Here is a 24,603-nt window from a genome sequence, read left to right as displayed (position 1 = left end):
GAACCTTTTAGGCCCACCTATAAGTAGATATATCTGGAGAATAACAGTCTCCTTAACAATGAAAACCTCCTTATAAGCAGCTTAGACTAGTTGCTTATAAGAAGGTCGTTTAATTAATCCCTTCTAATATATCATTTTCGATGGTAAAGCTTAACTCTGGGATTTCTAGGAAATTTTTAATAGCTAAAGCACACGCACCCATGACACTGGCATTTGTGCCAAGTTCTGAAATTAACAATTCTTTATAATCACTAATTGAGGATTTGAGGTTCGCCTTAATCTTACTTTCTGCATTTGGAATCATTTTTAGTAATTCACTATTTAATACCAAAGTTTCTGGGTTTAATAAATTGATAATATTATTAAGGCCTACGGCTATGTACTTTAAAAACTCTTCAATTTGTTGCATGGCAACTGGATTGTTTGCATGAATTAGCTCTTTAACCTCCTCATAGGACAGTAGATGTTGATTTAGATTTTCAGCTAATTGTTTTAGGAAGCTATTCTCAGAAGCATAAAGCTCCCAACAACCCAAATTACCACAATTACAAGGTTTTCCGTCAGGTATGATGATCATGTGCCCCATTTCACCTGCGTAACCATGATATCCTTTTAATAGCTCACCATTAATTAGGATTCCAAGTCCAATGCCAGAATACATACTAACGCTAACCAAGTTTTCACTTTGATGATGAGTATATACCTTTTCCGCAAAAGAACATAAATTTGCATTGTTTTCTATGTATATTTCAGTGTGTAAATTTCTCTCAAGGTCACCCTTAAGGTCTTTGTTGTACCATTTGTGCTGTGTGACAAAGCTAATTGTGTTGTCGTTCTTGACTATTCCATGGATGCCAATGACAACCCCAACAATCCCAAAACGACTATGAGAATATTTTTCTTTATAGCCTCTAATCTCGTTGATTAAGATTTGAAGAACCTCATCATAATTTGAGTTTTCTAACTCAACATGATCAGTTCGAACTGGATTACCGGTTAAATCCGATACTGTAAAAGAAATAGTTCGAAAGTCTAGATCAATTCCTAGAGCATATCCTGCAAGTCGATTAAGAGAAAGCATGATTGGCTTTCTCCCCACAGTATTATGCTCCTGCTGGGATTCAACAATCAATTCCTCCTCTAATAAATCAGCCACTTGGACAGAAATCGTTGCTCTGGTTAATTTCGTAATTTTAGATAAATCAGCTCTAGATATCATTCCTTGTTCTATAATTTTACTTATGATTTGACTTCTATTTATTTTCTTTATGTAAGCAGCATCACCAATTGCCATAAAACTCCACCCTTTTAATCAAATTATATCTATCTAAATTCAAGATTTTATAAATCACCAAAATTTCTAATAAAAACATTATACACTTATGTTCCCTTATTTACTAAATTTATATAAATGACACCTGTTGACGAAATCATTTTGAGATGATAGTCTAATGATAAAATAATTAATTTGTTTTGTAAACAAATTAAATTATAGGTAATACTTGGGGGGCAAAAAGAATGAAGGCGTTTTTAGGCGATGACTTTTTATTAACGAATTCTACAGCAGAACATCTTTTTCAAAATATCATGAAGAAACTACCGATTTTTGATTATCATTGTCATTTAAGTCCAAAAGAAATATATGAAAACCATTCATTTGAAAATATAGCGCAACTATGGCTTGCAGGAGATCATTATAAATGGAGAGCTATGCGTATGCACGGGGTAAGTGAAAGACTTATCACAGGGGAGGCAACTGATTGGGAGAAGTTCGAGGCATGGGCTGAGACAGTTCCTCATTTAATTGGAAACCCGTTGTATCACTGGACACATATGGAGTTAAAAACCTATTTTGGGATAGATAAGAGATTGTCACCAAAAACCGCTCGTGAAATCTGGCTAGAATGTAATGAGAAAATAAGCACTCCGGATTACAAGCCTCGACGCTTTATAGAGAAATCAAATGTTGAATTTGTAGGAACAACAGATGATCCAACCTCTATGCTAGAATATCATCAATTATTAAAGGAAGATGAAACATTTAGTGTGGAAGTTGCTCCTACTTTTCGTCCGGACGGCGCCTTATTTATTGAAAGATCATCATTTCATGATTGGATGAGTAAACTCGAAGATGTTTCAGCCATTAAGATTTCCAGTTTAAAAGAGTTGATTAAAGCTTTAAAACAAAGAGTGGACTACTTTGCAAAGAATGGTTGTCTGGCTTCAGATCATGATATTACACAAATGAACTTTAAAGCGTTTTCGGAAAACGAAGTAGAAACCATTTTTCAGAAACGTTTAATTCAGGGAGAACTTACCCAAGAAGAAATTATTGGGTATCGTTCCTATCTTTTAGTTGAACTAGGTAAAATGTATGCGGAGAAAAATTGGGTGATGCAACTTCATATGGGAGCGTTGAGAAATAATAATACCCATATGCAAAAACGAATTGGGGCTGATGGTGGCTTTGATTCGATTGGAGACCAACTTTTGGCTGAAGGCTTATCCCGTTTCTTAGATACATTAGATAGCATGGGCTCACTGCCTAAAACGGTCCTATATAATTTAAATCCTCGTGATAATTATGTGATTGGAACAATGATTGGGAACTTCTTTGAGGAAGGTGTTCCAGGGAAAGTTCAATTTGGTTCTGGATGGTGGTTCAATGACCAGCTAGATGGAATGACAAGACAGATGAAAGACTTAGCAAACTTGGGAATTCTCAGTCATTTTATCGGCATGACCACAGATTCTCGTAGTCTACTTTCATATGTAAGACATGATTATTTTCGAAGAATTTTGTGCCATCTCATTGGAGAATGGGTTGAAAGTGGCCAGGCGCCAAATGATGAAGAGATTCTACATCAAATGGTTGAAAATATAGGTTTTCATAATGCGAAAAACTTCTTTTCTGTAAAGTAAACATGTAATTGGAGGGTAAGGTATGGGCATCATTCAAGATTTATTAAAAGATATTCCAGTGCCGAAGATGGTTAAAGTAAGACAGCATTTTGATGACAAAAAACTAGAAAATCTTGAGCAAGACCTAAAAGGAAAATTAAATCAAGAAATAATTCGTAAAAAAGTAAAACCCAGCATGGAAATTGCCATTGCAGTTGGAAGTCGTGGTATGGATCGTCTAGTTGATATTACATCTGTCACAGTACAATATTTAAAAGAACTAGGGGCGATACCATTCATAGTACCTAGTATGGGGAGTCATGGAGGTGCTACTGCAGAAGGCCAGCGTGAAGTCTTAGCACATCTTGGTGTAACCGAAGAAACTGTAGGTGCGGAAATTCGTTCATCGATGGACGTTATAAAGTTAGGTGAATTATCAAGTGGCCTACCTGTTTATGTAGATCAATTTGCTTCAAAAGCAGATGGAATTGTGGTGATTAATCGGATAAAACCTCATACAGCTTTTCGTGGACCTGTTGAGAGTGGAATTATGAAGATGATTAGTATTGGTTTAGGAAAACAAAAGGGGGCAGAGGCTTGTCATCAATTGGGATTTAAGTATATGGCAGAAAATGTTCCTGCGATGGCAAAGATGATCATGGAAAAAACACCGGTCCTCTTTGGGGTAGCGTCGATTGAAAATGCTTTTGATAAGGTTACGAGTGTTGAGGTGGTAGCGGCCGAAGAAATTGCCGAAAAAGAACCGGACTTACAGAAACAAGCGAAACAATTATTACCAAAGCTTTTCTTTGAACAGATAGACGTCCTTGTGATTGACAAAATTGGGAAAAATATCAGCGGAGACGGGATGGATCCCAATATCACCGGTCGTTATCCAACTCCATATGCACATGGTGGACCAGAGGTAAATAAAATGGTGGTCCTTGATTTAACACATGAAACGGAAGGGAATGCCAATGGAGTCGGAACTGCAGATTTCACGACCCAACGACTAGTTGACAAAATGAATCTTGAATTTACCTATGCCAATGGATTAACTTCAACGGTGTGTGCACCAACAAAAATAGCAACGACTCTATCTAATGATAAAGAGGCGATACAAGCAGCCATTAAAACATGTAACATCTTGGATTTTACAAAGGTGAAAATGGTTCGAATCAAAAATACACTTGAAATAAGTGAAATCGAAGTGTCAGAAGCTTTACTCGACCATATTAATCAGCATCCTCAAATGGACCAGAGTTCAGAACTATTTGAGCTATCCTTTGATGAGAACGGAAACTTATTTTAAAAAACAAAACACTGACAGGTAGCAATTCAGTTTTCACCAGGGAAAATTGCTACCTATAGATGGCGCTAAGGGGGCTTTTAAATTGAGTCAATTATTTGATTTAACTGGGAAAACTGCTGTAGCAATTGGAGGAAATAGTGTATTAGGAGCTTCCATTGCCAAAGGCTTAGCTGAACATGGGGCGAAGATTGCAATTGTTGGTCGTAATCTTGAAAAAGCAAATGTAGTAGTCCAAGAGATTGAAAAAAGTGGAGGGGAAGGTAAAGCCTTTCAAGCAGATGTTTGCTCAAGAGAATCTTTAGAACGTGTGGCAAAAGAAATTGAAGAGTGGTCAGGTGGGTTTGAGATTTTACTTAATGCACCAGGGAAAAATAGTGCAACTCCATTTTTTGATTTAGAGATGGAAGAATGGGATGACATTATGGATGTGAATTTAAAAGGGCTTGTCGTTGCCTGCCAGATATTTGCTAAAAAAATGATTGAACAGGAAAAAAAAGGAAGCGTCATTAATATTTCTTCAGTTTCTTCCACTACACCATTATCAAAAGTATTTACGTATTCAGTCTCAAAGGCTGGAGTAAATAGTGTCACACAGTTTTTAGCGCGAGAATTTGCTCCTTACGGGATTCGTGTAAATGCCATTATCCCTGGATTTTTTCCTGCAGAACAAAATAGGAAAATCCTTAGCGAAGAGCGAATTGAATCAATAATGAATCATACACCTATGAAGAGGTTTGGAAATCCGGATGAGTTAAAAGGAGCTGCGGTTTGGCTTTCCTCTGAGCAGGCTTCAAGCTTTGTAACCGGTACTCTTATTCGAGTTGACGGTGGTTTTGGAAGTATGACAATTTAATTGAATTAGAAGGTAGGAACTATTAATCTATGAATCTATGTATTTTAAAACATATCAGATTGATAAGAAAGGAGAAGGACAATGATTAATGAAAAGTATTTGAAGTTAGTGTCAATTCTCCGTGAAATGGACTCTGTTGTTGTCGCTTTTTCGGGTGGAGTGGATAGTACCTTCTTATTAAAAGTAGCGGTTGATATACTTGGGCCGGATCGGGTAGTTGCTGTGACCGCCGATTCTGAAACATATCCTTCTAGTGAACTAGAAGAGGCAAAGGAGTTAGCGAAGAGAATAGGGGTAAATCATCTTGTCTTAGAGACCTCAGAATTAGCAATCCCTGGATATACTGAAAATGATCGAAATCGTTGTTATTTTTGTAAAAGCAGTCTTTTTGATCACTTAATTCCTGTCATGGAAAAAAAGGGATTTAATAATGTTGTTTATGGTGTTATAGCAGATGATTTAAATGAATTTCGTCCAGGCATGACAGCGGCAAAGGAAAAGGGAATTCGTGGGCCATTACAAGAAGCAAATCTATTTAAAGACGAGATTCGAGAGCTTTCTAGAGACTATGATTTACCAACATGGAATAAACCTTCTTTTGCTTGTTTATCATCTAGGATTGCTTATGGTGAACAAATTACAATTGAAAAGCTAACAAAAGTGGAAAAAGCAGAAATGTATTTAAAATCATTAAATATACGCCAGGTCCGAGTTAGAACACATCAAGAAATTGCAAGGATTGAGGTAGAACCGAGTGATATGACTCTAGTATTAGAGAATCATGAAGCCATTTCAAAAGAGCTTATAAAATACGGATTCAAATATATAACATTAGATTTAGTAGGTTACAAGAGCGGAAGTATGAATAAGGTTCTTTCATAATAGAAAAGGCTTTGGAATTTTCTCCAAGGCTTTTTCTGTAAACATTATTACATTGAAATGGGAGATGAAGGATGTCTAGAGAGATGGTCATGGGTCTTGATATTGGAACAACAAGTGTAAAAGCGATCATTTTTACACTAGAGGGGAAGGTTGTCTCAGAATCTGAAAAATTAATCACTTCCTATTATCCTCAACCAGGCTGGGTTGAGCAAAATTCGGATGAAATAGAACAACTAGCTATACAAGCTGTTTTAGAGGCAATGAATTCTGCGAACATAGAGAAACATGAATTAGTAACAGTTGGTCTATCAGCTGCGATGCATTCCCTCCTTTGTATGGATGAGCATGGAATGCCTTTGTCAAATGCATTTATTTGGGCTGATGGAAGAAGTAGTGAACAAGCTGCTCATTTAATGCAAACAGATGGAATGAACATTTATGAAAAAAATGGAATGCCAACACACCCGATGTCTCCACTATCAAAGTTAGTTTGGATGAAGGAAACGGAATATGAGCCATATCTTAATGCACAATATTTTCTTTCAATCAAGGAGTATCTTCTGTTCAAATGGTTTAATGAGCGAGTCATTGACTATTCAATGGCGTCAGCCACAGGGCTATTTAATGGTCAAACTCTTCAGTGGGATGATGAGCTTGTAGACAAAGCAGGAATCAAGAAGGAACAACTATCGAACATTGTTCCCCCAACTAAAGTTTTAACTGGATTAAAGGAAGAGGTAGCAGAAAAGTTAGGACTTCCACGAGAAATCCCGTTTGTAATAGGGGCAGCTGACGGTCAATTAGCTAACTTAGGAATTGGGGCCATTTCAAAGGGAGAAGTGGCAATCACTGCTGGGACAAGCGGAGCTATCAGACAGTTTACAAAAGGTTTCAAGCTAAGTGATAACCACGAAACCTTTTGTTATGCATTTACAGAGGATGATTATATTATTGGTGGTCCGACAAATAATGGTGGGATTGCCCTACAATGGTTAAAAGAACTTTTATCCTACCAAGGTAGCTTTGATGATTTTACGAATGAAGCCGAACGAGTGATGCCAGGAGCGGAGGGGATGTTATTTTTCCCTTATATAAATGGTGAAAGAGCGCCATTATGGAACCAACATGCGAAAGGGAATTTTTTTGGAATGACTGTTACCCATAAACCCGAGCACTTTGTTCGTGCAGTGCTAGAGGGAATTACTTTTAATTTATACCAAATTGCTAAAGCATTAGAACATTCAGTTGGTGAATCAGAAAAAATCTATGTTAATGGAGGCTTATCAAGATCGAAAGTATGGTTACAGATATTAGCTGATGTTTTTGGAAAAGAAGTATATGTTTCAGAGACCCATCATAGTGCAGCCTGGGGAGCAGCATGGACAGCTTTAGTCGCATTAGAAAAGGTAACGTCTTTTGATGAAATAAAAAAGAATATTCCGATGGGATCTCCAATTATACCAGATCAAAACAATCATGAAATATATTCAGTGATATATAGGAAATATGAGTTGTTTGTGCATGATCTAAAAAAGTATTTTTAGTAAATGTTAAATATATTTGTTTGCGGCGACTAAGGAGTGAATAATTATGATGGAAGAGATTTTAGAGCAGGTTCAAAGTGGGAAATTAACGGTGAAAGAAGCAAAGGAAAAACTTGCGACATATGAGAATTTGGGATTTGCAAAGGTCGATCATCATCGAAAAAAAAGACAAGGATTTCCAGAAGTCATTTATGGAGAAGGAAAAACGGCGGAACAAATACTTTCAATTATTAATGCAATAAGGTCAAATAACAATGATGTATTGGTTACAAGGATAACAAAAGAAAAAGCGGAGTATATCCTTAAGAAGTATCCGGAGTTTATTTATAATGAGCTAGCTCAAATCCTTTTTTGGAGGGAGGATACAAAGGAAGATTCTTTTGAGGGGTATATTGCCATTGTCTGTGCGGGGACATCAGATTTAAAGGTAGCAGAAGAAGCTGCAGTTACCGCAGAAGCGTTAGGGTGTAATGTTCGCAGGATATATGATGTTGGTGTAGCAGGAATTCATCGTCTTTTTGATAATATCGAAGAGATTCAAAATGCGACAGTTTCTGTTGTAGTAGCAGGAATGGAAGGAGCACTTCCTAGCGTGGTCGGTGGACTTGTTTCTCATCCAATCATGGCCGTTCCGACAAGCGTAGGATATGGGGCGAATTTTAATGGATTGTCTGCATTACTAACCATGTTAAATTCATGTGCATCAGGCATTAGTGTAGTAAATATCGATAACGGATTTGGTGGTGCATATAACGCTGCCTTAATCTATCAAATAGCAAAAAAGGGAGTCATATAGATGAAGACATTGTACTTTGATTGTTTTTCTGGGGTTAGTGGAGATATGGTTATTGGAGCATTGCTTGATGCAGGAGCGGACCCTAGTAAGTTAGAAGAAGAACTGAAAAAATTAAACATTTCAGAAGAATATACACTGGAATGGAAGAAAGTCATCAAAAATGGAATAACTGGGACAAAGTTTGATGTGATATTGAATGATGATGCTACTCATTCGCATGATCATTCACATAACCATGTTCATTCACATGATCACGATCATTCACATAACCATGTTCATTCACATGATCACGATCATTCACATAACCATGTTCATTCACATGATCACGATCATTCACATAATCACGATCATTCACATGATCACGATCATTCACATGATCACGATCATTCACATGATCACGATCATTCACATGATCACGATCATTCACATGATCACGATCATTCACATGATCACGATCATTCACATGATCACGATCATTCACATGATCACGATCATTCACATGATCACGATCATTCACATGATCACGATCATTCACATGATCACGATCATTCACATGATCACGATCATTCACATGATCACGATCATTCACATGATCACGATCATTCACATGATCACGATCATTCACATGATCACGATCATTCACATGATCACGATCATTCACATGGTCACCGTCATGCTCATCACCATCACCATGCTCATCGAGCGTATAAAGATATTGTAACGTTAATTGAAACAGCTGAATTATCTGATGAAGTAAAAGAAACATCTCTAAAAATCTTTAAAAAGATTGGTGAGGCAGAAGGGAAGATTCATGGTATTCCTTTGGAAAATGTACATTTTCATGAAGTGGGTGCAGTGGATTCTATTATCGATATTATTGGTACGGCCATTTTAATTCATCAATTAGACATTAAGAGGATAAAATCCTCATCTATACCAGTAGGGACGGGCAGAATTCATATTGATCATGGGATTTACCCAGTACCAGCTCCTGCTACATTAGAAATGCTAAAAGGTGTACCAATTGAACAAAGCAATGTGAGATTTGAGCTTACTACACCAACTGGAGCTGCCATAGTATCAGTGTTGTCCGAGGAGTTTTGCACCCTTCCATCAATGGAAGTCAAATCTATAGGTTATGGGGCCGGGACGAAAACTTTTAAAGATCGCCCAAACGTTCTACGTGTCATTATAGGAGAATAGAAAAAAAAGATAATTGACAATGAAAGGGGACCCATGCATGGTTTCAAAGCTTCCTCCTAATCATGAACATATGGATGATCAAATGTTTAAAATGGAAGTCAATTTAGACGATATGTCAGGTGAATGGCTTGGATATGTAATGGATTTGCTTTTTGAATCAGGGGCAAATGATGTGTTTTACACCCCGATTTATATGAAAAAAAATAGACCTGGAGTGTTACTTCAATTACTTTGTTCCAATAGGAACTTGAATAGAATGAAGGAAATTTTATTCAACGAAACAACTACCCTTGGATTGCGCTATTATCCTCTAACCGTTCATCGTGTTGAGAGGAGATTTAGGAGGGTGGATATTGAGTGGGGAACCGTCACTGTTAAAGAAGGGATTTATGAAGGAGAAGTCATCCAAAGGTCCCCCGAATATGAAGAGTGCAAAGAAATAGCGAGAGCTAACAAGGTACCTTTAAAAAAAGTATATGAAAAAGTTTGGATAAAACTTAACGAAATATAGATCTATCTAACTAAATATGGAATCTACAACAATAATAGGTCTCTTAACCCTTGCATAACCTTAGATTTTTTAGGAATAGGGGGAATTGCAAGTATGGCAGGTTGCGTGTTGAACATACCTATGCTAGATGTATATTAATAATTGTAAATGATTACTTTTTTTAGGGCTTGAGTCATTACCTTGGAGAAAGAAGGAATCTGATAAAAAGGTGCAATCCTAAGACAGAAGTCATTGGTTAAGTTATTAGAGCAACTAATACTATATCAAGAGAAAGCAGATATAGAAGGGATAATATTTCTACTATTATATCAATAAGTGTTTGGGAACTTTCCAGAAACAAACAAGCCTCATTCGTGAAGTTGTAAGGCTTGTTTAAATTGTATAAAAATATATAAAGACTTTATATTTGAATACAGATAGATTTAATAATGGATCATTTGATTTTATTTGGCGAATACAGAAAAGGATCTTAAACAACATACCAATGATTAATGAAAAGATAACAAACGATGCACTACAGCCCTTGGTACCAACACTATTAACATAGCTTGAACGGGGAGGGTTATCTGATAAGTGAAAAATGATTACAATAAAGACTTTCGATATGCTTGAGGTGTAATGTTGTATTGACTTTTAAAAGATTTTTGAAAGTGACTCTGATCTAAAAAGCAGAGGTAGTTACTAATTTCATTGATACTTTTATCGGAACCTCATAGTTTTGGTTTTCTTTGGTAGCCAAAGTGTCAAATAATTGAATTAAAAGAGGCTTCCATTAGTTGAATCAAATCTTGAGAAGCCTCTTTTTCATTACAGATATTGATAATTTCTTACCAAAAATAGTACAGACATACCATAACATTCGAAGCGAATATATTATCATGGGTTTATGAAAACGAAACTGATTTTAAGGAGAATAGAGTTACGTAGTATCAGCATTTCATAATTTCAAAGAAATAATTAATAAAATAAATGGAAAACTATAAAACTAGTAAGGAGTAAAAATTATGATTAATTTTACTATTAACACAGACAAAAAATCTTCTTTCCCTCATTATTGGGAGGAATGTGTGGGCAGCTGCCGTGCTTATACAGCATTACGTGAAGACTATCGGAAACAGCTTAAAAAGGCAAAGGAAGAGTTAGGATTCAAGTATGTAAGATTTCATGGTTTGTTTAATGATGATATGAGCGTTTGCCTTAGAAAGATGTCATTTGGCTATCCGGTACCTGGAGAGTTCGTTTATAATTTTTCGAATATTGATAATATTTTTGATTTCCTATTAAGCATTGGAATGAAACCATTCATTGAAATAGGCTTTATGCCCGAATGTCTCGCATCTGGTAAGGAAACGGTTTTTCATTATAAAGGAAATATCACTCCTCCTGCTGATTACAATCTGTGGAATGATTTCATTCATGCTTTTATAGAGCATCTTGCTGACCGTTATGGAATAGAAGAAATCCGTTCTTGGTTTTTTGAAGTGTGGAATGAACCCAATTTAATCCACTTCTGGTCAGGGACAAAGGAGCAATATTTCGAACTTTACGAGAACACCGCAAAAACAATTAAGAGCTTTGATAACCAATTAAGAGTAGGAGGTCCTGCTACATCTATAAATGCCTGGATAACAGATATGATTGAGTTTTGTGAAGGAAATAATGTTCCGCTCGATTTTATTTCAACACACCATTATCCAACAGATGATCCCTTATGGAAAAAAGGAAGCACAGATATGAGTGTTTTAAAGGAACTTTTTGAAGCCGGAGAATTTGGAAAATATGAGCGGGGCGTTATCAAAAAGATGACTTCAAAAGCACGCGAAGAAGCAGGGAAATACCCTTTGTACTATACAGAATGGAACACTTCTGCAATGCTAAATGATGCACAGCATGATGAGAGCTATGCAGCAACTATGGTTGCAAAAATTCTAGCAGATAACGATGGATTGGTTGATGGCTATGCTTTCTGGACCTTCTCTGATATCTTTGAGGAGAGCGGACAACTTGACGGTGCTTATCACGGAGGATTTGGACTCATGAATTATTATGGCATTCCGAAACCAGTTTATCGTTGTTTCCAACTGTTCCACGAAGCAGGCAAGGAACGTTATGAAGTAATCTCCGGTGATGCTAGTGCAACGGTAGAAGCGATTGCTTTAAGCAAAGAAAATGGTATGAGGGTAATTGTGTATAATCATAATATTCCGGATGCTGAGATAAAAGATGAAGTAATTAAGATTGATATTTCAGACGAATTACATCCGAAAAAAATAACAATTCAACGGGTCGATCAAGAACACTGTAACCCTAAGCAGTATTGGAAGGATATGGGCAGCCCTAAGTATCTTAAAGCAGATGATATAGAGCAATTGTATAAAGCATCGGAACTTAGGGAAGAAGAAATAAACTCATTGGAAGTACTTGTACCATCACAGGGTATGTGTGCTATTGACATAAAATTTTAATAACAATCAGAAGAATTTATAGGTGGTATAACGGATAGAGAATAGCCGGGGGCTTGCATTACTCCTGTACTACCGTCATCAAGTTTCAGCTACACCTTTCAGGTAAACCCAGAAACGAAATTATTAAAGAATACGAATTGACGCCATATACCTTAGATAAGTGGGTTATTTAACATAAAACAACTGGATCTTTTGAAGGGAAAGATAACCTTACTCCAGACTGAGTTACTAAAGATTTTGGCGGTTTTAATGTAACCGTTGACAACCGTTATTTACAGTGTGTAAAATATATTTACACACTGTAAATTTTTTTTAGGTTCCAATTGACCCTGAATCGAAAAATAAACAACATATTGAACTTAACTGTCCACCAGTGGGACATCAGAAAGCTTATCATTAAAAATAGGACCACATGTTTTTGAATCCAGAAATTAACTCCTATTAGTCTACTTAGAAACATTAGCTTTATCTACTAACCGTTAAAATATGAAGGGAGAAATGTTAAATGCACAGTACAAATGAAAAACCGAACATCTTATGGATATCGCTTGAAGACACAAGTCCAAGAATGGGCTGTTACGGAGACAACGTAGCACGTACACCTAATATAGACAGGTTAGCTCAGGAAGGTACCATGTATGAGAATGCATTCTGTACTGCTGGTGTATGTGCGCCAAGTCGGTCAAGCATTATTACCGGAATGTACGCAAATTCAATCGGCACACATCATATGCGGACAGAGCATGATAACAAACAAACGCCGGAGCTTCCTACACCTTACTATGCTGTCCCGCCTGCCCATGTAAAACTTATTCCAGAAATACTACGGGCAAATGGTTACTACACGACCAATAACGCTAAGACGGATTATCAGTTTTTACCACCTGTAACAGCTTGGGATGAAAATGGGACAAAGGCTCATTGGCGTAACAGGAACTCAGGGCAACCATTCTTCTCTGTATTTAATTATGACGCTACACACGAAAGTGCAATGTTCGCCGATAATCCAATGGCACAACTATTACCATTGCTGGAGAGGGGGCAGCCATTACCTGAACAAGTGAAAAATTTGTTTAAAGGGCGGTCAATTGAAGAAATAAAAAAATCGATTACCCAAGAAAGACCGGTTGTGACCGATCCTGATAAAGTTGAAGTTCCCCCATATTTGCCAGACACACCGAAAACGCGACTTTCTATCGCAAAACTCTATGACCGCATTGCAGATGCTGACCAATTTGTCGGTAAGCTTCTTGAACAACTCGAAGAAGATGGCTTAAGAGACAATACCATTGTTATTCTCTGGAGCGATCATGGCGAAGGATTGCCTCGAGCCAAGAGATGGCCGTATGATGCTGGAATTAGAATCCCGCTAATTGTTCGTTGGCCGGGTAAGATTTCCGAGGGACATACGACTGCTCAATTGGTCAGCTTAATTGATTTGGGTCCGACTATGCTGTCACTTGCGGATATACCGGTTCCACAGCATATCCAAGGTAAGACCTTTATCGGTAATGACGATGAGGAAAGGCAATATGTTTTTGCAACTCGAGACAGATATGATGAAGCCTATGACAAGGTTCGAGCGATACGAGATGATCGTTTTAAATATATTCGTAACTATTATCCTGAAAATCCATATATGCAATGGGTTGCTTTCAGTCATGATCATCCTGCTTTTCAGGAGTTGTGGAGACTTCAATTAGCGGGCGAAGCGAAAGGTGACTTACAAGCTTTTCTGCAAAACAAACGTCCACCGGAAGAGCTATACGATTGTGTGAATGACCCCGACGAATTGAATAACTTGGCGAGTGATCCGCAGTACAAGGAACAACTGGGTATACTTCGAGCGGAGCTAGACAAGTGGTGTGAGAAATATGACGTTTGGGGAGACATTCCTGAGGATCAGATGGTTAAGACAATGTGGCCAGAGGGTATTCAACCTCAAACCGCAAAACCACTTTTCATTCCAATTAATGGCCAGGTGCGGGGTAAAGTAGCTGCGAGCGAAGGTGTTTATCATGAACCAACAGCCATCATGCTACATTCGGCTACACAAGGAGCGTCGATAACGTACACGTTTGAGGAGGGTGACAACGCTAACTGGAAGTTATACACTGGGCCAATCATTCTAAACGAGGGATCCAAGCAAATCAGAGCAAAATCCGTACGGATCGGTTACAAAGACAGTGAGGAAGCTGTAGGATTATTTGAAGTTGCTAAAAAGAGTGATAAATAAGTAATCGTTAGGTCAGCCTTAATAAACAATAATTGATAACAAGGAGATGTACAAGAATGGTTAATCTTAATGGAAATCCATTTTATTTGGACGATAACGGTATTAAATGGGTAGAAGACACTCTAAAAAGCATGACACTTGAAGAGAAAATAGGCCAATTATTTTGTTTGCCAGGGGTCTCTAGTGACAAGAATCTTTTAGAAAAGCTAACTAAAAACATTGGGGTTGGTGGGATTATGTACCGACCAACAGACGGAAAATCAATACAAGAAACACATCGCACACTGCAAGATACTTCTAAAATACCGTTGTTAATTGCAGCTAATTTAGAAGCTGGTGGAAATGGTATTGTTCGAGAGGGTACAGACTTTGCTAAGCCCCTGCAAGTCGGGGCAACGGATGACCCAGAAATGGGATATGCATTAGGTAAAATATCTTGTAGTGAGGGAGCAGCGGTTGGGTGTAACTGGTCATTTGCTCCAATTGTAGATATTGATATGAATTTTAGAAACCCAATTACTAACTTACGAACTTTCGGAGACAACGCTGAGCAAGTAATAAAGATGGCTAAACGTTATATGGATGCAGCAAAAGAGGAAGGCGTTGCAGTTAGTATCAAACATTTCCCAGGCGACGGGGTAGACGAACGGGATCAGCATTTGTTAACAAGTGTCAATTCTTTAACAGTGGAAGAATGGGATAATAGTTTTGGTAAGGTATATCAAGAATTAATCGATTACGGAGCACAAACGGTAATGGTTGGTCATATTGCCCAACCGGCCTATGCCCAAAAATTGAATCCAGAATTAGATGATAAGCCTGTGCCAGCAACGCTTTCGAAAGAACTAGTAACAGGATTGCTTCGAGAAAAGTTAGGTTTCAATGGTTTAGCGATCACTGATGCTTCACAAATGGTAGGATATACAACTGGTATGAAGCGGGAGGATGCCGTCCCGACAGCCATTGCAGTGGGTTGTGATATGCTACTTTTCACTAAAAATATGGAAGAAGATATTGAATTTATGTTTAAAGGTTATCATAAAGGATTAATAACGGATGAACGTTTAAATGAGGCAGTTACTAGAATACTAGCAACAAAAGCAGCATTAAACCTTCATGAAAAGCAAGCTGCAAATACATTGGTTCCTAGTGAAGAGGCGCTTTCCATTTTAAAGAATGAAAAACATATTCAGTGGGCAAAGGAATGTGCAGATAAGGGAATCACCCTTGTAAAAAACCTAGAAAATCTGTTGCCATTGAATAACGAAAAGTATAAAAAAGTTTACCTAAATGTGCTGGAGGAAAATGACCGCATCGATTCTCCTTTACGTATAAAGCTTAAGTCAATGTTAGAGGGAGAAGGATTTGACGTTGATGTAAGAAACAGAGATTTTAATATAGATATGGAAGGATTTATGGCAGGTAAACCAGATGCTCGAACAATAGAAGTAATGCAAGAAATTGGTGCGAAGGTGTCTGATTTTACTGGCAAATATGATTTAGCCATCTATGTTGCTAATTTTGAAACGGCAAGCAACAATACAGTAATCAGAATTAATTGGAAAGGACTTGGAGGTATGGGAGACGATGCCCCTTGGTTTACAGCTGAAGTACCAACAGTGTTTATTAGTTTAGCTAACCCGTATCATTTATTAGATGTCCCAATGGTTCACTCCTATGTCAATGCCTATACGAATAATGAATATGTTTTGGAAAATCTTTTTGATAAATTAATGGGACGCTCCGAGTTCAAAGGTAAGAGCCCGGTCGATGCTTTCTGCGGCAGAGTAGATGCGCGTTATTAAAATTGATTAGTTTCTTTTGTTAAAAGAGGATAAGCGAACAGAATTGGATGACTATCAGCAGTTTTTTGTTTTGGATCTATTAATATTTATTACAAATTTACTCCCTTGCTTAAAAATTGACGTTGAAAAAGAAAATTTGTAGTTAAAAAGAGAATCTGTAATTTCTAAGAGTATGAAGGATGGAGGGTTTGAAATCAGCCTAATTTACTCCAAGAAATATACAGGAATACGGAAAAGGAGCTATAGCGGAAAGAGGACTGACAAACAATGAATGAATTTCGTACACGATGTTCGTTCGTTGTTATTCGCTTAGCTCCATTTCCTCTATTAAGATTATGAAAGCGCTTTATTATCTCTTTTTGCGTTATAAAGGAAAAAACAGGGGGCTTGAAAATGAGTAAAGTTAATGAGGTTGAACAGTCAAACCCAGTTGTTGAAAAAGTTGGGATGAAAGTAGCAGTTCAATACGCTATAGGAAACTTTGGTTTAAACCTTATATTTATTTTAATGACGATGTATTTACTCTACTTTTATACAGATGTATTTGGTATCTCTGCTAGTGCAGCAGCTATGTTATTTTTGGTTACTCGAATCCTTGATGCAGTAACTGATGTAGGAGCAGGTTTTATTGTAGATTCAACAAAAAGTAGATGGGGGAAATTTAGACCATATATTTTATTTGGGGCAACTCCAATGGCAGTAACTGGTGTATTATGTTTTACGGTTCCAAATTTTAGTGACACAGGTATGCTAGTTTATGCATATGTTACTTACATTGGTTTTGGTCTTATGTACACGGTGGTAAATATCCCATACAGTTCTCTTATGGCTGTGATATCACAAGATTATCAAGAGAGGTCTACTATTTCTTCCGTAAAGGTAGTATTTGGTACTGTAGCTACATTGATAGTAGCTAGTGCTACCTTACCAGTCGTTCAAAGCTTTTCAACTGAAAAAACTGGTTTTCTAGTAATAAGTATTATTTTTGCTGTTATAGCCACAATCACATTACTCATAACATTTTATGGTACTAAAGGACTAGGGGATACTATAGATAAATCAGCTAGCAAGCAAAAAGAAAAAATCCCTTTCAAATTAAAAATGAAGGTGATTGGAACTAATTTACCGTTATTAATTATGTTAATCTTTATAGTAGTAAACTCGCTTGGTGCTGCAGTTCAAAGTGGTTCAATGCTTTATTTCTTCAAATATATCTATGGTGATATAGTGCTCTTTGCAACTTATTCTGCAGTAACCCTAGGAATAACAACATTATTTGTTGTGGTAAGTCCTTACTTTGTTAAAATGATGGGTAAAAGAAATTTAGCCATTCTTAGTCAATTAATATCTGTTGTAGGGTGGATTGGATTATATTTTTTCCACTCTAGTGCACTCTCAATCTTTTTATTTGGAATTATTGTTGCTATCGGGATGGGCTTATCAAGGCCATTACTTTGGGCTATGATCCCAGACACGGTAGAATATGGGGAGTGGAAAACAAATATTAGAGCAGAAGGGCTTGTGTACTCAACTTTTATATTTACTCAAAAATTAGGAATGGCACTAGGTGGTGCATTGTCAGGTATAATTTTAGGCGCAACAGGTTATGTAGCTAATTCAAGCCAGACTCCTGAAGCATTACAAGGAATTCTTATTTCTGTGACTATCGTTCCAATTATTGCATCCATCATTGGTATTATAGTGATATACTTCTATAGGTTAGATAAAGATAAATATATTAGTATTCTTGAAGAAATAAAAGCACGGAAAGCATAAGGTGCCAATAGTGTTTTTATAAATTTATGGAAGAGACATAGTTGAGATAGTTTTGTATCTTTGAAGTTGAATAACCTATAGATACGCTAAAGTAATGATTATTTTTGCTAAAGGCACTATCGAATCCAGTATTTGATAATCCGTAGATCGTTATAATATTAATAGGTCTATTTTTGAGGGGCTAATAGCTCTATTTGAATAGACCTGTTATTCCTTATCTAATGGCTCTGTACATTTGTTCGATTTAAGTGTGTTATCAGTGTACCACAAACCAACATATGTATTTGAAATTTTATATTCAATTGTAGAAATGGTTATCTTTTAATCTTCCTCTTACTGAAGAGAGATAACATTTAAAAAATATGTAGAGCTTCCAAATTTCAAAAAATGAGGAATAAGTAAATATGACATGACATCTACAGAGTAAGGCTATTTTATTAATTTTGGTAATCTGCTTTCGTAATCTGTCCTTTAATTTACATCATAAGTATACTACCATTTATTTGCTAATCGACTTCACAATCATAGAAATAAAATCTTCCAAGATATCTTCATCAGTAGAGGGGGCTTCTACCAGATTCGTTCTTGTCGCCAAACGTTGCACAAGTCCGAGTAAGGAATGGGCAATGGTACGCCCTACAAGCTTGGGATCTTGATCTACTTGTAGAGAACCGTCTTGAATTCCGGAGTTTAGGACATCTACTATCGGCGTTTTAAAGGAGGAAATTTCCTCTGCGTATTTCTGCTTCAATTCCTCTGAAGGGTATTCATTAACATATGCAAGATCAAAGATCGCAATAAAACGTAAATCTTCACGATGCTCTTTAAAGTATTCGGCAAATCCTAATAACAAACACCGGAGCTTATCGGCTCCATTTTTATATTTCATGGTTTTGGGTAATTCTATGGCAGAGATTTCTGATAGTATCTGAATTTGAATTTCCATTGCAATTTCGTGGATCGAATTGAAATGTTTATAAAACGTTACACGACTAATACCCGATTTTTTGGAGATATCCAGTATCGTAACCTCTGTAATACCCTTCTTTAGAATGAGCTCTTTTGTAGCTACGAGAATATTTTCCCTAGTTTGAACACGATATGCATCTGCATGATTCCTCCAGCTTTTTGCCATTCCATTCTCCTCCAATCCTATATTGTTAATGAGCCCACTTATTATAACTTAACCGATGCAGAAACTCAACTTGTCTATCCTTTATTTGACAATGAATTTTACATTGTGTAAAATATACTTACAGTGTGTAAAAGAGAGGTAATTAGTTGTAGTTAATAAACATTCTTTGGCAAATTGAATGCGTACTCATAATCACAGAGGTTTTTATTTGGGTATAGAACTTATTGAATAGGATGAATAATAGATGAGTAAACAAGCAGTTATTTTTGATTTAGATGGCGTGATCGTCACAACCGATGAATTTCATTACAAGGCGTGGAAAGCAATCGCTGATGAAGAGAATTTGCATTTTAATAGAGAGATAAATGAAAAATTACGGGGAGTGAGTAGGGTTGAAAGCCTGCAAATTATTCTAAATTACTCACAGAAACAATATAGTGAAAAAGAACAGGAGGTACTTACGGAAAGAAAGAATGACATCTATAGAAACCTATTAAAAGATATAAGTGAGAAGGATATCTTACCTGGTGTTTTGTCGTTTATTAATCACTTGAAAGAAAGAGGGATTAAAATTGCCATTGGCTCTTCAAGTAAAAATACAAAGTTTATTCTGGAACAAATCGGTTTAGAACACGTTTTTGATGCAGTCGCGGACGGCAACGACATAACTAAAAGTAAGCCCGACCCTGAAGTTTTTTTACTTGCTGCCGAACGTTTGCAAGTAGAGCCTGTGGATTGTGTGGTTATTGAAGATGCTGAGGCTGGAATCGACGCTGCAATATCAGCTGATATGAAGGCTGTTGGAGTTAGTTCAGCTGCATCATATTCAAAAACACAGTTGGCATACGCCAACTTAGTTCATGTTGATATAAATGAAGTTCTAGACTAACTAAATAAAAGAGGAAGAAGCTATTCAAAAAAAACCATAGTAGATCTAAACTTAAGTAGTTCAGTTTAGTAGTACAGAATAATAAAAACAATACCTTTAGCATACGAATTCGCATTATATTTCGTATGCTATTTTTCGTATGCTATTTTTCGTTGATATAATAACGATTAATTCATTTTTTAATTCATTTTTAATGCTATTTTTACACCTAAATTCTTATTTCATCTAAATACACTGAAATATATATTATGGTCTTGTTATTTATGGGGCGAATTACTTGCGGAATGGCAACAAAAAAAATAAGCGTACCTTTTTCCGTTATTTGCAGATTAGAGATAGTTTTGCGGTAAATAAGGGGAACTTTTCCGCTTATATAAAAAAATTACCTATTTTAAAGTGTTTCTAGTCATATAAGAGAACTTTTCTCCCTCTATTTACGCTATTTTCAATCCTTTTTATGAATTAAGGGGAATTTTGCAGCTAGAATAAAAAGTGGACACCCAACTACTTTGTACTAGCAAAGAATTAATTAAATGAAGTTACTATTGTTAATATACAACTTAATTTGGTACTTATAGTTAGGACAACTTATAAAGGAGTGTTTCATCTTCCTGTGGAATCGTCAACACACACTCGATATCCAAATGAAATTTAAAGTTTTGGTAATATAAAGAAAAATTAGACTTCCAAATAGTCTTGTTTTAAAATAAGCATTCTTAACAGGGATTATTGGGCAAACTTTATCAATGAAAATTTGTTAATAAACAACGAATATACTAAAAATATGAATATCATACCATAAACTATACAAAAGTATAATTATAATAATGGAAACCGTTATCCTTTGTATTAGAGATTTACTAGCAGATCTTGTAAATCGATTGATATAATGATGTATAAAAACACTTGTGGAGCGCTAATACTGAAGGAGTTGTTACAGATGCGAGTTGTAAGTAAACAATATGAAGAACTTGTTTGTTTGGTTGAGGCTAGGTCAGAAGTAAAGCATGAAAGTGGGATTGTAAAAGTAATCAAACACATTCCTGATGTAGATATCAGTGGTGATTTGGACCCAAGAGTTTTGGCAAATGTGATTAAGCAACATGAAGCACACGCTGGTAATTCAATGCCAGACTTTAGTAGTATCAAGCCGGAGAATTTTCCGATTGCTCTTCGTTCAGCGATGGGCTGGCCAAACAAGGATGTAACGAAAACAGAAATTACAACGACCTACAGTGAGATAAACGGTGAAAATGGAAGCATCCCAATTAGAATCTACTCACCTGAGTCGATTGATTTTTTGCCAGTCGTGGTATTTTTCCACGGTGGCGGATTCATCGGGGGTACTGTTGGTGCGGTTGAAAATTCATGTAAGGCATTAGCAGAAAAAGCAAATTTGGTTGTTATTTCGGTCGATTACCGGCTAGCACCAGAACACCCATTCCCAGCCGGGTTAATAGATTGTTTTGATGCGGTAACATGGGTGTATGAGCATGCAGGTGAATTAGGAGTAAATCGTGACCAGATTGCCGTTTGCGGTGATAGCGCTGGTGGTAATCTTGCGACCGTTTGCGCACTAATGGATAGGGAAAAGGGAAAAAATATGATCAAATTCCAGGCTTTGATTTATCCAGTTGTTAACCTGGGGAAAAATTCTACCGAGGACTTTAAATGGAATCTTGATCAGTATGTGATTGAACATCATCACGAGATTATTAAAGGAACAGTTCTCGCACTGGGAGAAGCAGGAGTTCTTTTTAATAACCTTTATTTACAGGGCCGAGCAGAAATATCAAATCCACAGGTATCTCCTCTGTTTGCCGAAAATCTCTCTGGAATGCCTGAGACATTAATGATCACTGCAGAATATGACTATCTTCGTCTTGAAGCAGAAGCCTATACCCGAAAGCTTTTACGAAGTGGTGTGAAAACCAAGCATATTCAGTACAATGGTATGGATCACGCCTTTATTGATAAAATCGGGGAATACCCACAGGCCGAAGATTGCATGAATGAAATTGCAAAAGGATTGAAGGCTGTATTTGGTCGCTGATTATCCTTTTTGATAGACTAGGAATTTATAAAATTCTTAAACGATTGAAAAGTACATCAACTTGCAGTGCTTAGCCCTAAGAAGTTCTCTGACTTTTGGGGAGCATCCTTTTTCATGTCTTGTGTCTGTTTTGACATCTTTAGCTTTGCTTGTGGATAGAGGTAATCCTTTTTGTACTTTGTCTATACTCTAACCCTACACAATCACATGTAGGGTTATTTTTTTAAAGGTCGAAATTGCTTTGGAGTAATACCAACCACTTTTTTTAAAAAACCTTCACAAAAAACCTTTGAACATAGTAGTTTAGTAGAGAACACACTCAAATGTACGAGTCTATCCAAGGGGTATCCGTAAAGATTGATAATACATTTGTACAGTTTCACGGTAAAAAAGGCTCGTGTGTTATTAGCGATGCCGATAATAATTTCTTCTGATAGTCGATGGGAAACAGTAGGTTTCGATTGTCACGATTCCTTCAAAATAGATCTCAATTCATCACACTTTTTAAAATGTATCCTTTCAGAAAATGCTGATTTTTTTATGACCGGAAAATGAAATTCTTTATCTGGTTTAAAATGTAAAGGATTTAACGTCTTCTCCTTAATTTTCTCATAGATTACCACTCTAGTTAGATCAATGAAAAGGACTAGCAAATGTAAAAGATTCTGCAATTAGATCACACTTTTTTAATTTCTTCGATTTAACTACTCAAACGTAATCTTCTCATAGTTATAAAATAATCTGACTACTTTTAAATAATGCTAAAAAAAGTACCAAAATACCATAGGTTTTTATATAGGAATGCTACGATAAAAGTGAAAATTGGCACACTGAAATGGGAAATGTAACCGTTTTACTTAATATGGGTTATGACCAACTATGATTAAACATTAATTGCCAAGAAATTTCTGAAGGGAGAAGTTAAAATGAAAAAATTCCCAAATGGATTTATGATTGGTGCTGCAACAGCAGCACACCAAGTAGAAGGAAATAATGTGAATAGTGATTTTTGGGCAATGGAGCAAGTGCCAAATTCGACGTACAAAGAACCATCGTTAGATGCTGTGGATCACTATCATCGATACAAAGAAGATATTCAATTGTTAGTAGATGCAGGCTGTGACACCTATCGATTTTCAATCGAATGGGCAAGAATTGAGCCAACAAAAGGCCATTTTAATGAAGCTGAAATCCAACATTACAGAGAGGTGTTAGAGTTCTGTCATCTAAAAAATGTAACACCAATCGTGACTTTGCATCATTTTTCATCACCAAAATGGTTGATTTCCGAAGGTGGATGGGAAAGTGAAACGACAATTGAATACTTTGGAAAGTACGCTCACTATGTAGTTTCTGAACTAGGTCATCTTATTCCCTACATCTGTACGATAAATGAAGCAAATATGGGCAAACAAATTACAAAAATTATGATAAAAATGTCTGCTTCGAATACGAAAAGTTCTGATGGAGATGTGCAAGTAGGACTTAATATGGATACTATGAAAGCGAGGATGGAGCTCTATTATCGTTCGTTAGGAGAGACTTTTGGAATTGACCCAAGAAATGTACACACATTTCTTGCCCCTAAAACGGAAAATGGTGAACGCATTATTATGGAATGTCATCAAAAGGCTCGAAGCGTCATCAAAGCTCTAAACCCAACGATCAAGGTTGGAATCACATTCTCCCTTTACGACCATCAAGCATTGCCTGGGGGAGAAAAATTCGTAGAAAAAGAACAGCATGAAGACTTGCTTTCCTATCTACCATATCTACAAGAAGATGATTTCTTAGGGGTTCAAAATTATTCTCGGAAAATTCATGGACCAGATGGCGAAGTTCTAAAAGATGAAAATGCGAGACTCACGAAAATGGGGTATGAATACTATCCAGAAGCTTTAGAAAATGTTCTTCGATTTGTTTCGAAGCACTGGGACAAACCGATCATTGTGACAGAAAATGGCATATCAACGGACAGTGACGAAGATCGTGTTGAATTTATCGAACGAGCACTAACAGGTGTGCTTCAATGTCTAGACGAAGGAATTCACATCATTGGATATACACACTGGTCTTTACTCGATAATTTTGAATGGCAATTAGGGTATGCACAAACCTTCGGCTTGATTGCCGTTGATCGCTCAACTCAAACGAGATATCCAAAGGAAAGTTTGTCGTTTTTAGGAAATATTAAAAAATCTGGATTACATTCTTTTAGGGAACTTGTGTAAACTCTTGCAGT

General features: G+C 36.6%; 18 protein-coding genes and 1 pseudogene. 15 read left to right on the top strand and 4 right to left on the bottom strand.

Translation table 11 applies throughout. The annotated features are described in order from the left end of the window. Positions 1-109: 109 nt before the first annotated feature. Complete coding sequence (locus tag BK579_RS23050) at positions 110-1,294, bottom strand: ROK family transcriptional regulator (protein ID WP_078549600.1); 1,185 nt, start codon at positions 1,292-1,294, stop codon at positions 110-112. Between the two features lie 224 nt (positions 1,295-1,518). Between BK579_RS23050 and uxaC the strand changes: the two genes are divergently transcribed. From uxaC to larC2, 8 genes are all read left to right on the top strand, one after another. Next, positions 1,519-2,922, top strand: a complete 1,404-nt coding sequence (gene uxaC, locus BK579_RS23045) for a glucuronate isomerase (RefSeq protein WP_078549598.1) — start codon at positions 1,519-1,521, stop codon at positions 2,920-2,922. A 22-nt stretch (positions 2,923-2,944) separates the two neighbouring features. Then, entirely contained in the window at positions 2,945-4,213 is a 1,269-nt protein-coding gene (locus BK579_RS23040; protein WP_078549596.1) for a nickel pincer cofactor-dependent isomerase, group 22, read from the top strand. An 82-nt stretch (positions 4,214-4,295) separates the two neighbouring features. Next, the gene (locus BK579_RS23035; RefSeq protein WP_078549594.1) at positions 4,296-5,066 is read left to right on the top strand and encodes an SDR family oxidoreductase; all 771 of its coding nucleotides are present in this window, start codon (positions 4,296-4,298) and stop codon (positions 5,064-5,066) included. Positions 5,067-5,147: 81 nt separating this feature from the next. Continuing rightward, positions 5,148-5,948: an ATP-dependent sacrificial sulfur transferase LarE gene (larE, locus tag BK579_RS23030; RefSeq protein ID WP_078549592.1), complete on the top strand. Its 801-nt coding sequence runs from the start codon at positions 5,148-5,150 to the stop codon at positions 5,946-5,948. A 71-nt stretch (positions 5,949-6,019) separates the two neighbouring features. Continuing rightward, positions 6,020-7,492: a gluconokinase gene (locus tag BK579_RS23025; RefSeq protein WP_078549590.1), complete on the top strand. Its 1,473-nt coding sequence runs from the start codon at positions 6,020-6,022 to the stop codon at positions 7,490-7,492. A 46-nt stretch (positions 7,493-7,538) separates the two neighbouring features. Beyond that, positions 7,539-8,288: a nickel pincer cofactor biosynthesis protein LarB gene (larB, locus tag BK579_RS23020; RefSeq protein ID WP_078549589.1), complete on the top strand. Its 750-nt coding sequence runs from the start codon at positions 7,539-7,541 to the stop codon at positions 8,286-8,288. Further along, positions 8,289-9,491 carry a nickel pincer cofactor biosynthesis protein LarC gene (gene larC / locus BK579_RS23015; protein WP_078549587.1) on the top strand — a complete coding sequence of 401 codons (1,203 nt, stop codon included), beginning with the start codon at positions 8,289-8,291 and terminating at the stop codon, positions 9,489-9,491. A gap of 37 nt (positions 9,492-9,528) precedes the next feature. Next, on the top strand, positions 9,529-10,002 hold the full coding sequence (larC2, locus tag BK579_RS26850; protein ID WP_078549586.1) for a nickel pincer cofactor biosynthesis protein LarC2: 474 nt from the start codon (positions 9,529-9,531) through the stop codon (positions 10,000-10,002). A gap of 393 nt (positions 10,003-10,395) precedes the next feature. Here the strand turns inward: larC2 and BK579_RS27165 are convergent. Continuing rightward, a pseudogene (locus BK579_RS27165) lies at positions 10,396-10,470 on the bottom strand (MFS transporter); the annotation flags it as partial. A 116-nt stretch (positions 10,471-10,586) separates the two neighbouring features. Further along, positions 10,587-10,697, bottom strand: a complete 111-nt coding sequence (locus BK579_RS27145) for an AraC family transcriptional regulator (protein WP_078550781.1) — start codon at positions 10,695-10,697, stop codon at positions 10,587-10,589. A 309-nt stretch (positions 10,698-11,006) separates the two neighbouring features. Here BK579_RS27145 and BK579_RS23000 point away from each other — a divergent pair, with 309 nt between their 5' ends. The 4 genes from BK579_RS23000 (at position 11,007) to BK579_RS22985 (ending at position 18,284) form a co-directional block, all read left to right on the top strand. Continuing rightward, complete coding sequence (locus BK579_RS23000) at positions 11,007-12,467, top strand: GH39 family glycosyl hydrolase (RefSeq protein ID WP_078549584.1); 1,461 nt, start codon at positions 11,007-11,009, stop codon at positions 12,465-12,467. 505 nt (positions 12,468-12,972) lie between these two features. After that, on the top strand, positions 12,973-14,703 hold the full coding sequence (locus BK579_RS22995; RefSeq protein ID WP_078549582.1) for a sulfatase family protein: 1,731 nt from the start codon (positions 12,973-12,975) through the stop codon (positions 14,701-14,703). Between the two features lie 56 nt (positions 14,704-14,759). Continuing rightward, positions 14,760-16,508: a glycoside hydrolase family 3 protein gene (locus tag BK579_RS22990; protein ID WP_078549581.1), complete on the top strand. Its 1,749-nt coding sequence runs from the start codon at positions 14,760-14,762 to the stop codon at positions 16,506-16,508. A gap of 393 nt (positions 16,509-16,901) precedes the next feature. Next, on the top strand, positions 16,902-18,284 hold the full coding sequence (locus BK579_RS22985) for a glycoside-pentoside-hexuronide (GPH):cation symporter (protein WP_078549579.1): 1,383 nt from the start codon (positions 16,902-16,904) through the stop codon (positions 18,282-18,284). 499 nt (positions 18,285-18,783) lie between these two features. On the opposite strand, the gene BK579_RS22980 is transcribed toward BK579_RS22985, so the two are convergent. Next, entirely contained in the window at positions 18,784-19,419 is a 636-nt protein-coding gene (locus BK579_RS22980; RefSeq protein ID WP_078549577.1) for a TetR/AcrR family transcriptional regulator, read from the bottom strand. A 244-nt stretch (positions 19,420-19,663) separates the two neighbouring features. Here BK579_RS22980 and pgmB point away from each other — a divergent pair, with 244 nt between their 5' ends. The 3 genes from pgmB (at position 19,664) to BK579_RS22960 (ending at position 24,592) form a co-directional block, all read left to right on the top strand. Next, the gene (pgmB, locus tag BK579_RS22975) at positions 19,664-20,308 is read left to right on the top strand and encodes a beta-phosphoglucomutase (RefSeq protein ID WP_078549575.1); all 645 of its coding nucleotides are present in this window, start codon (positions 19,664-19,666) and stop codon (positions 20,306-20,308) included. 940 nt (positions 20,309-21,248) lie between these two features. Beyond that, positions 21,249-22,361, top strand: a complete 1,113-nt coding sequence (locus BK579_RS22970) for an alpha/beta hydrolase (RefSeq protein ID WP_078549573.1) — start codon at positions 21,249-21,251, stop codon at positions 22,359-22,361. 926 nt (positions 22,362-23,287) lie between these two features. Further along, positions 23,288-24,592 (top strand): glycoside hydrolase family 1 protein, encoded by a 1,305-nt coding sequence (locus BK579_RS22960; RefSeq protein ID WP_078549569.1) that lies wholly within the window; start codon positions 23,288-23,290, stop codon positions 24,590-24,592. The last annotated feature ends 11 nt before the right edge of the window (positions 24,593-24,603 follow it).

This window comes from Litchfieldia alkalitelluris, assembly GCF_002019645.1.
Lineage (GTDB): Bacteria > Bacillota > Bacilli > Bacillales > Bacillaceae_L > Litchfieldia > Litchfieldia alkalitelluris.
Note: the sequence above shows the minus strand (reverse complement) of the source record. Positions and strands in the feature narration are given on the sequence as shown.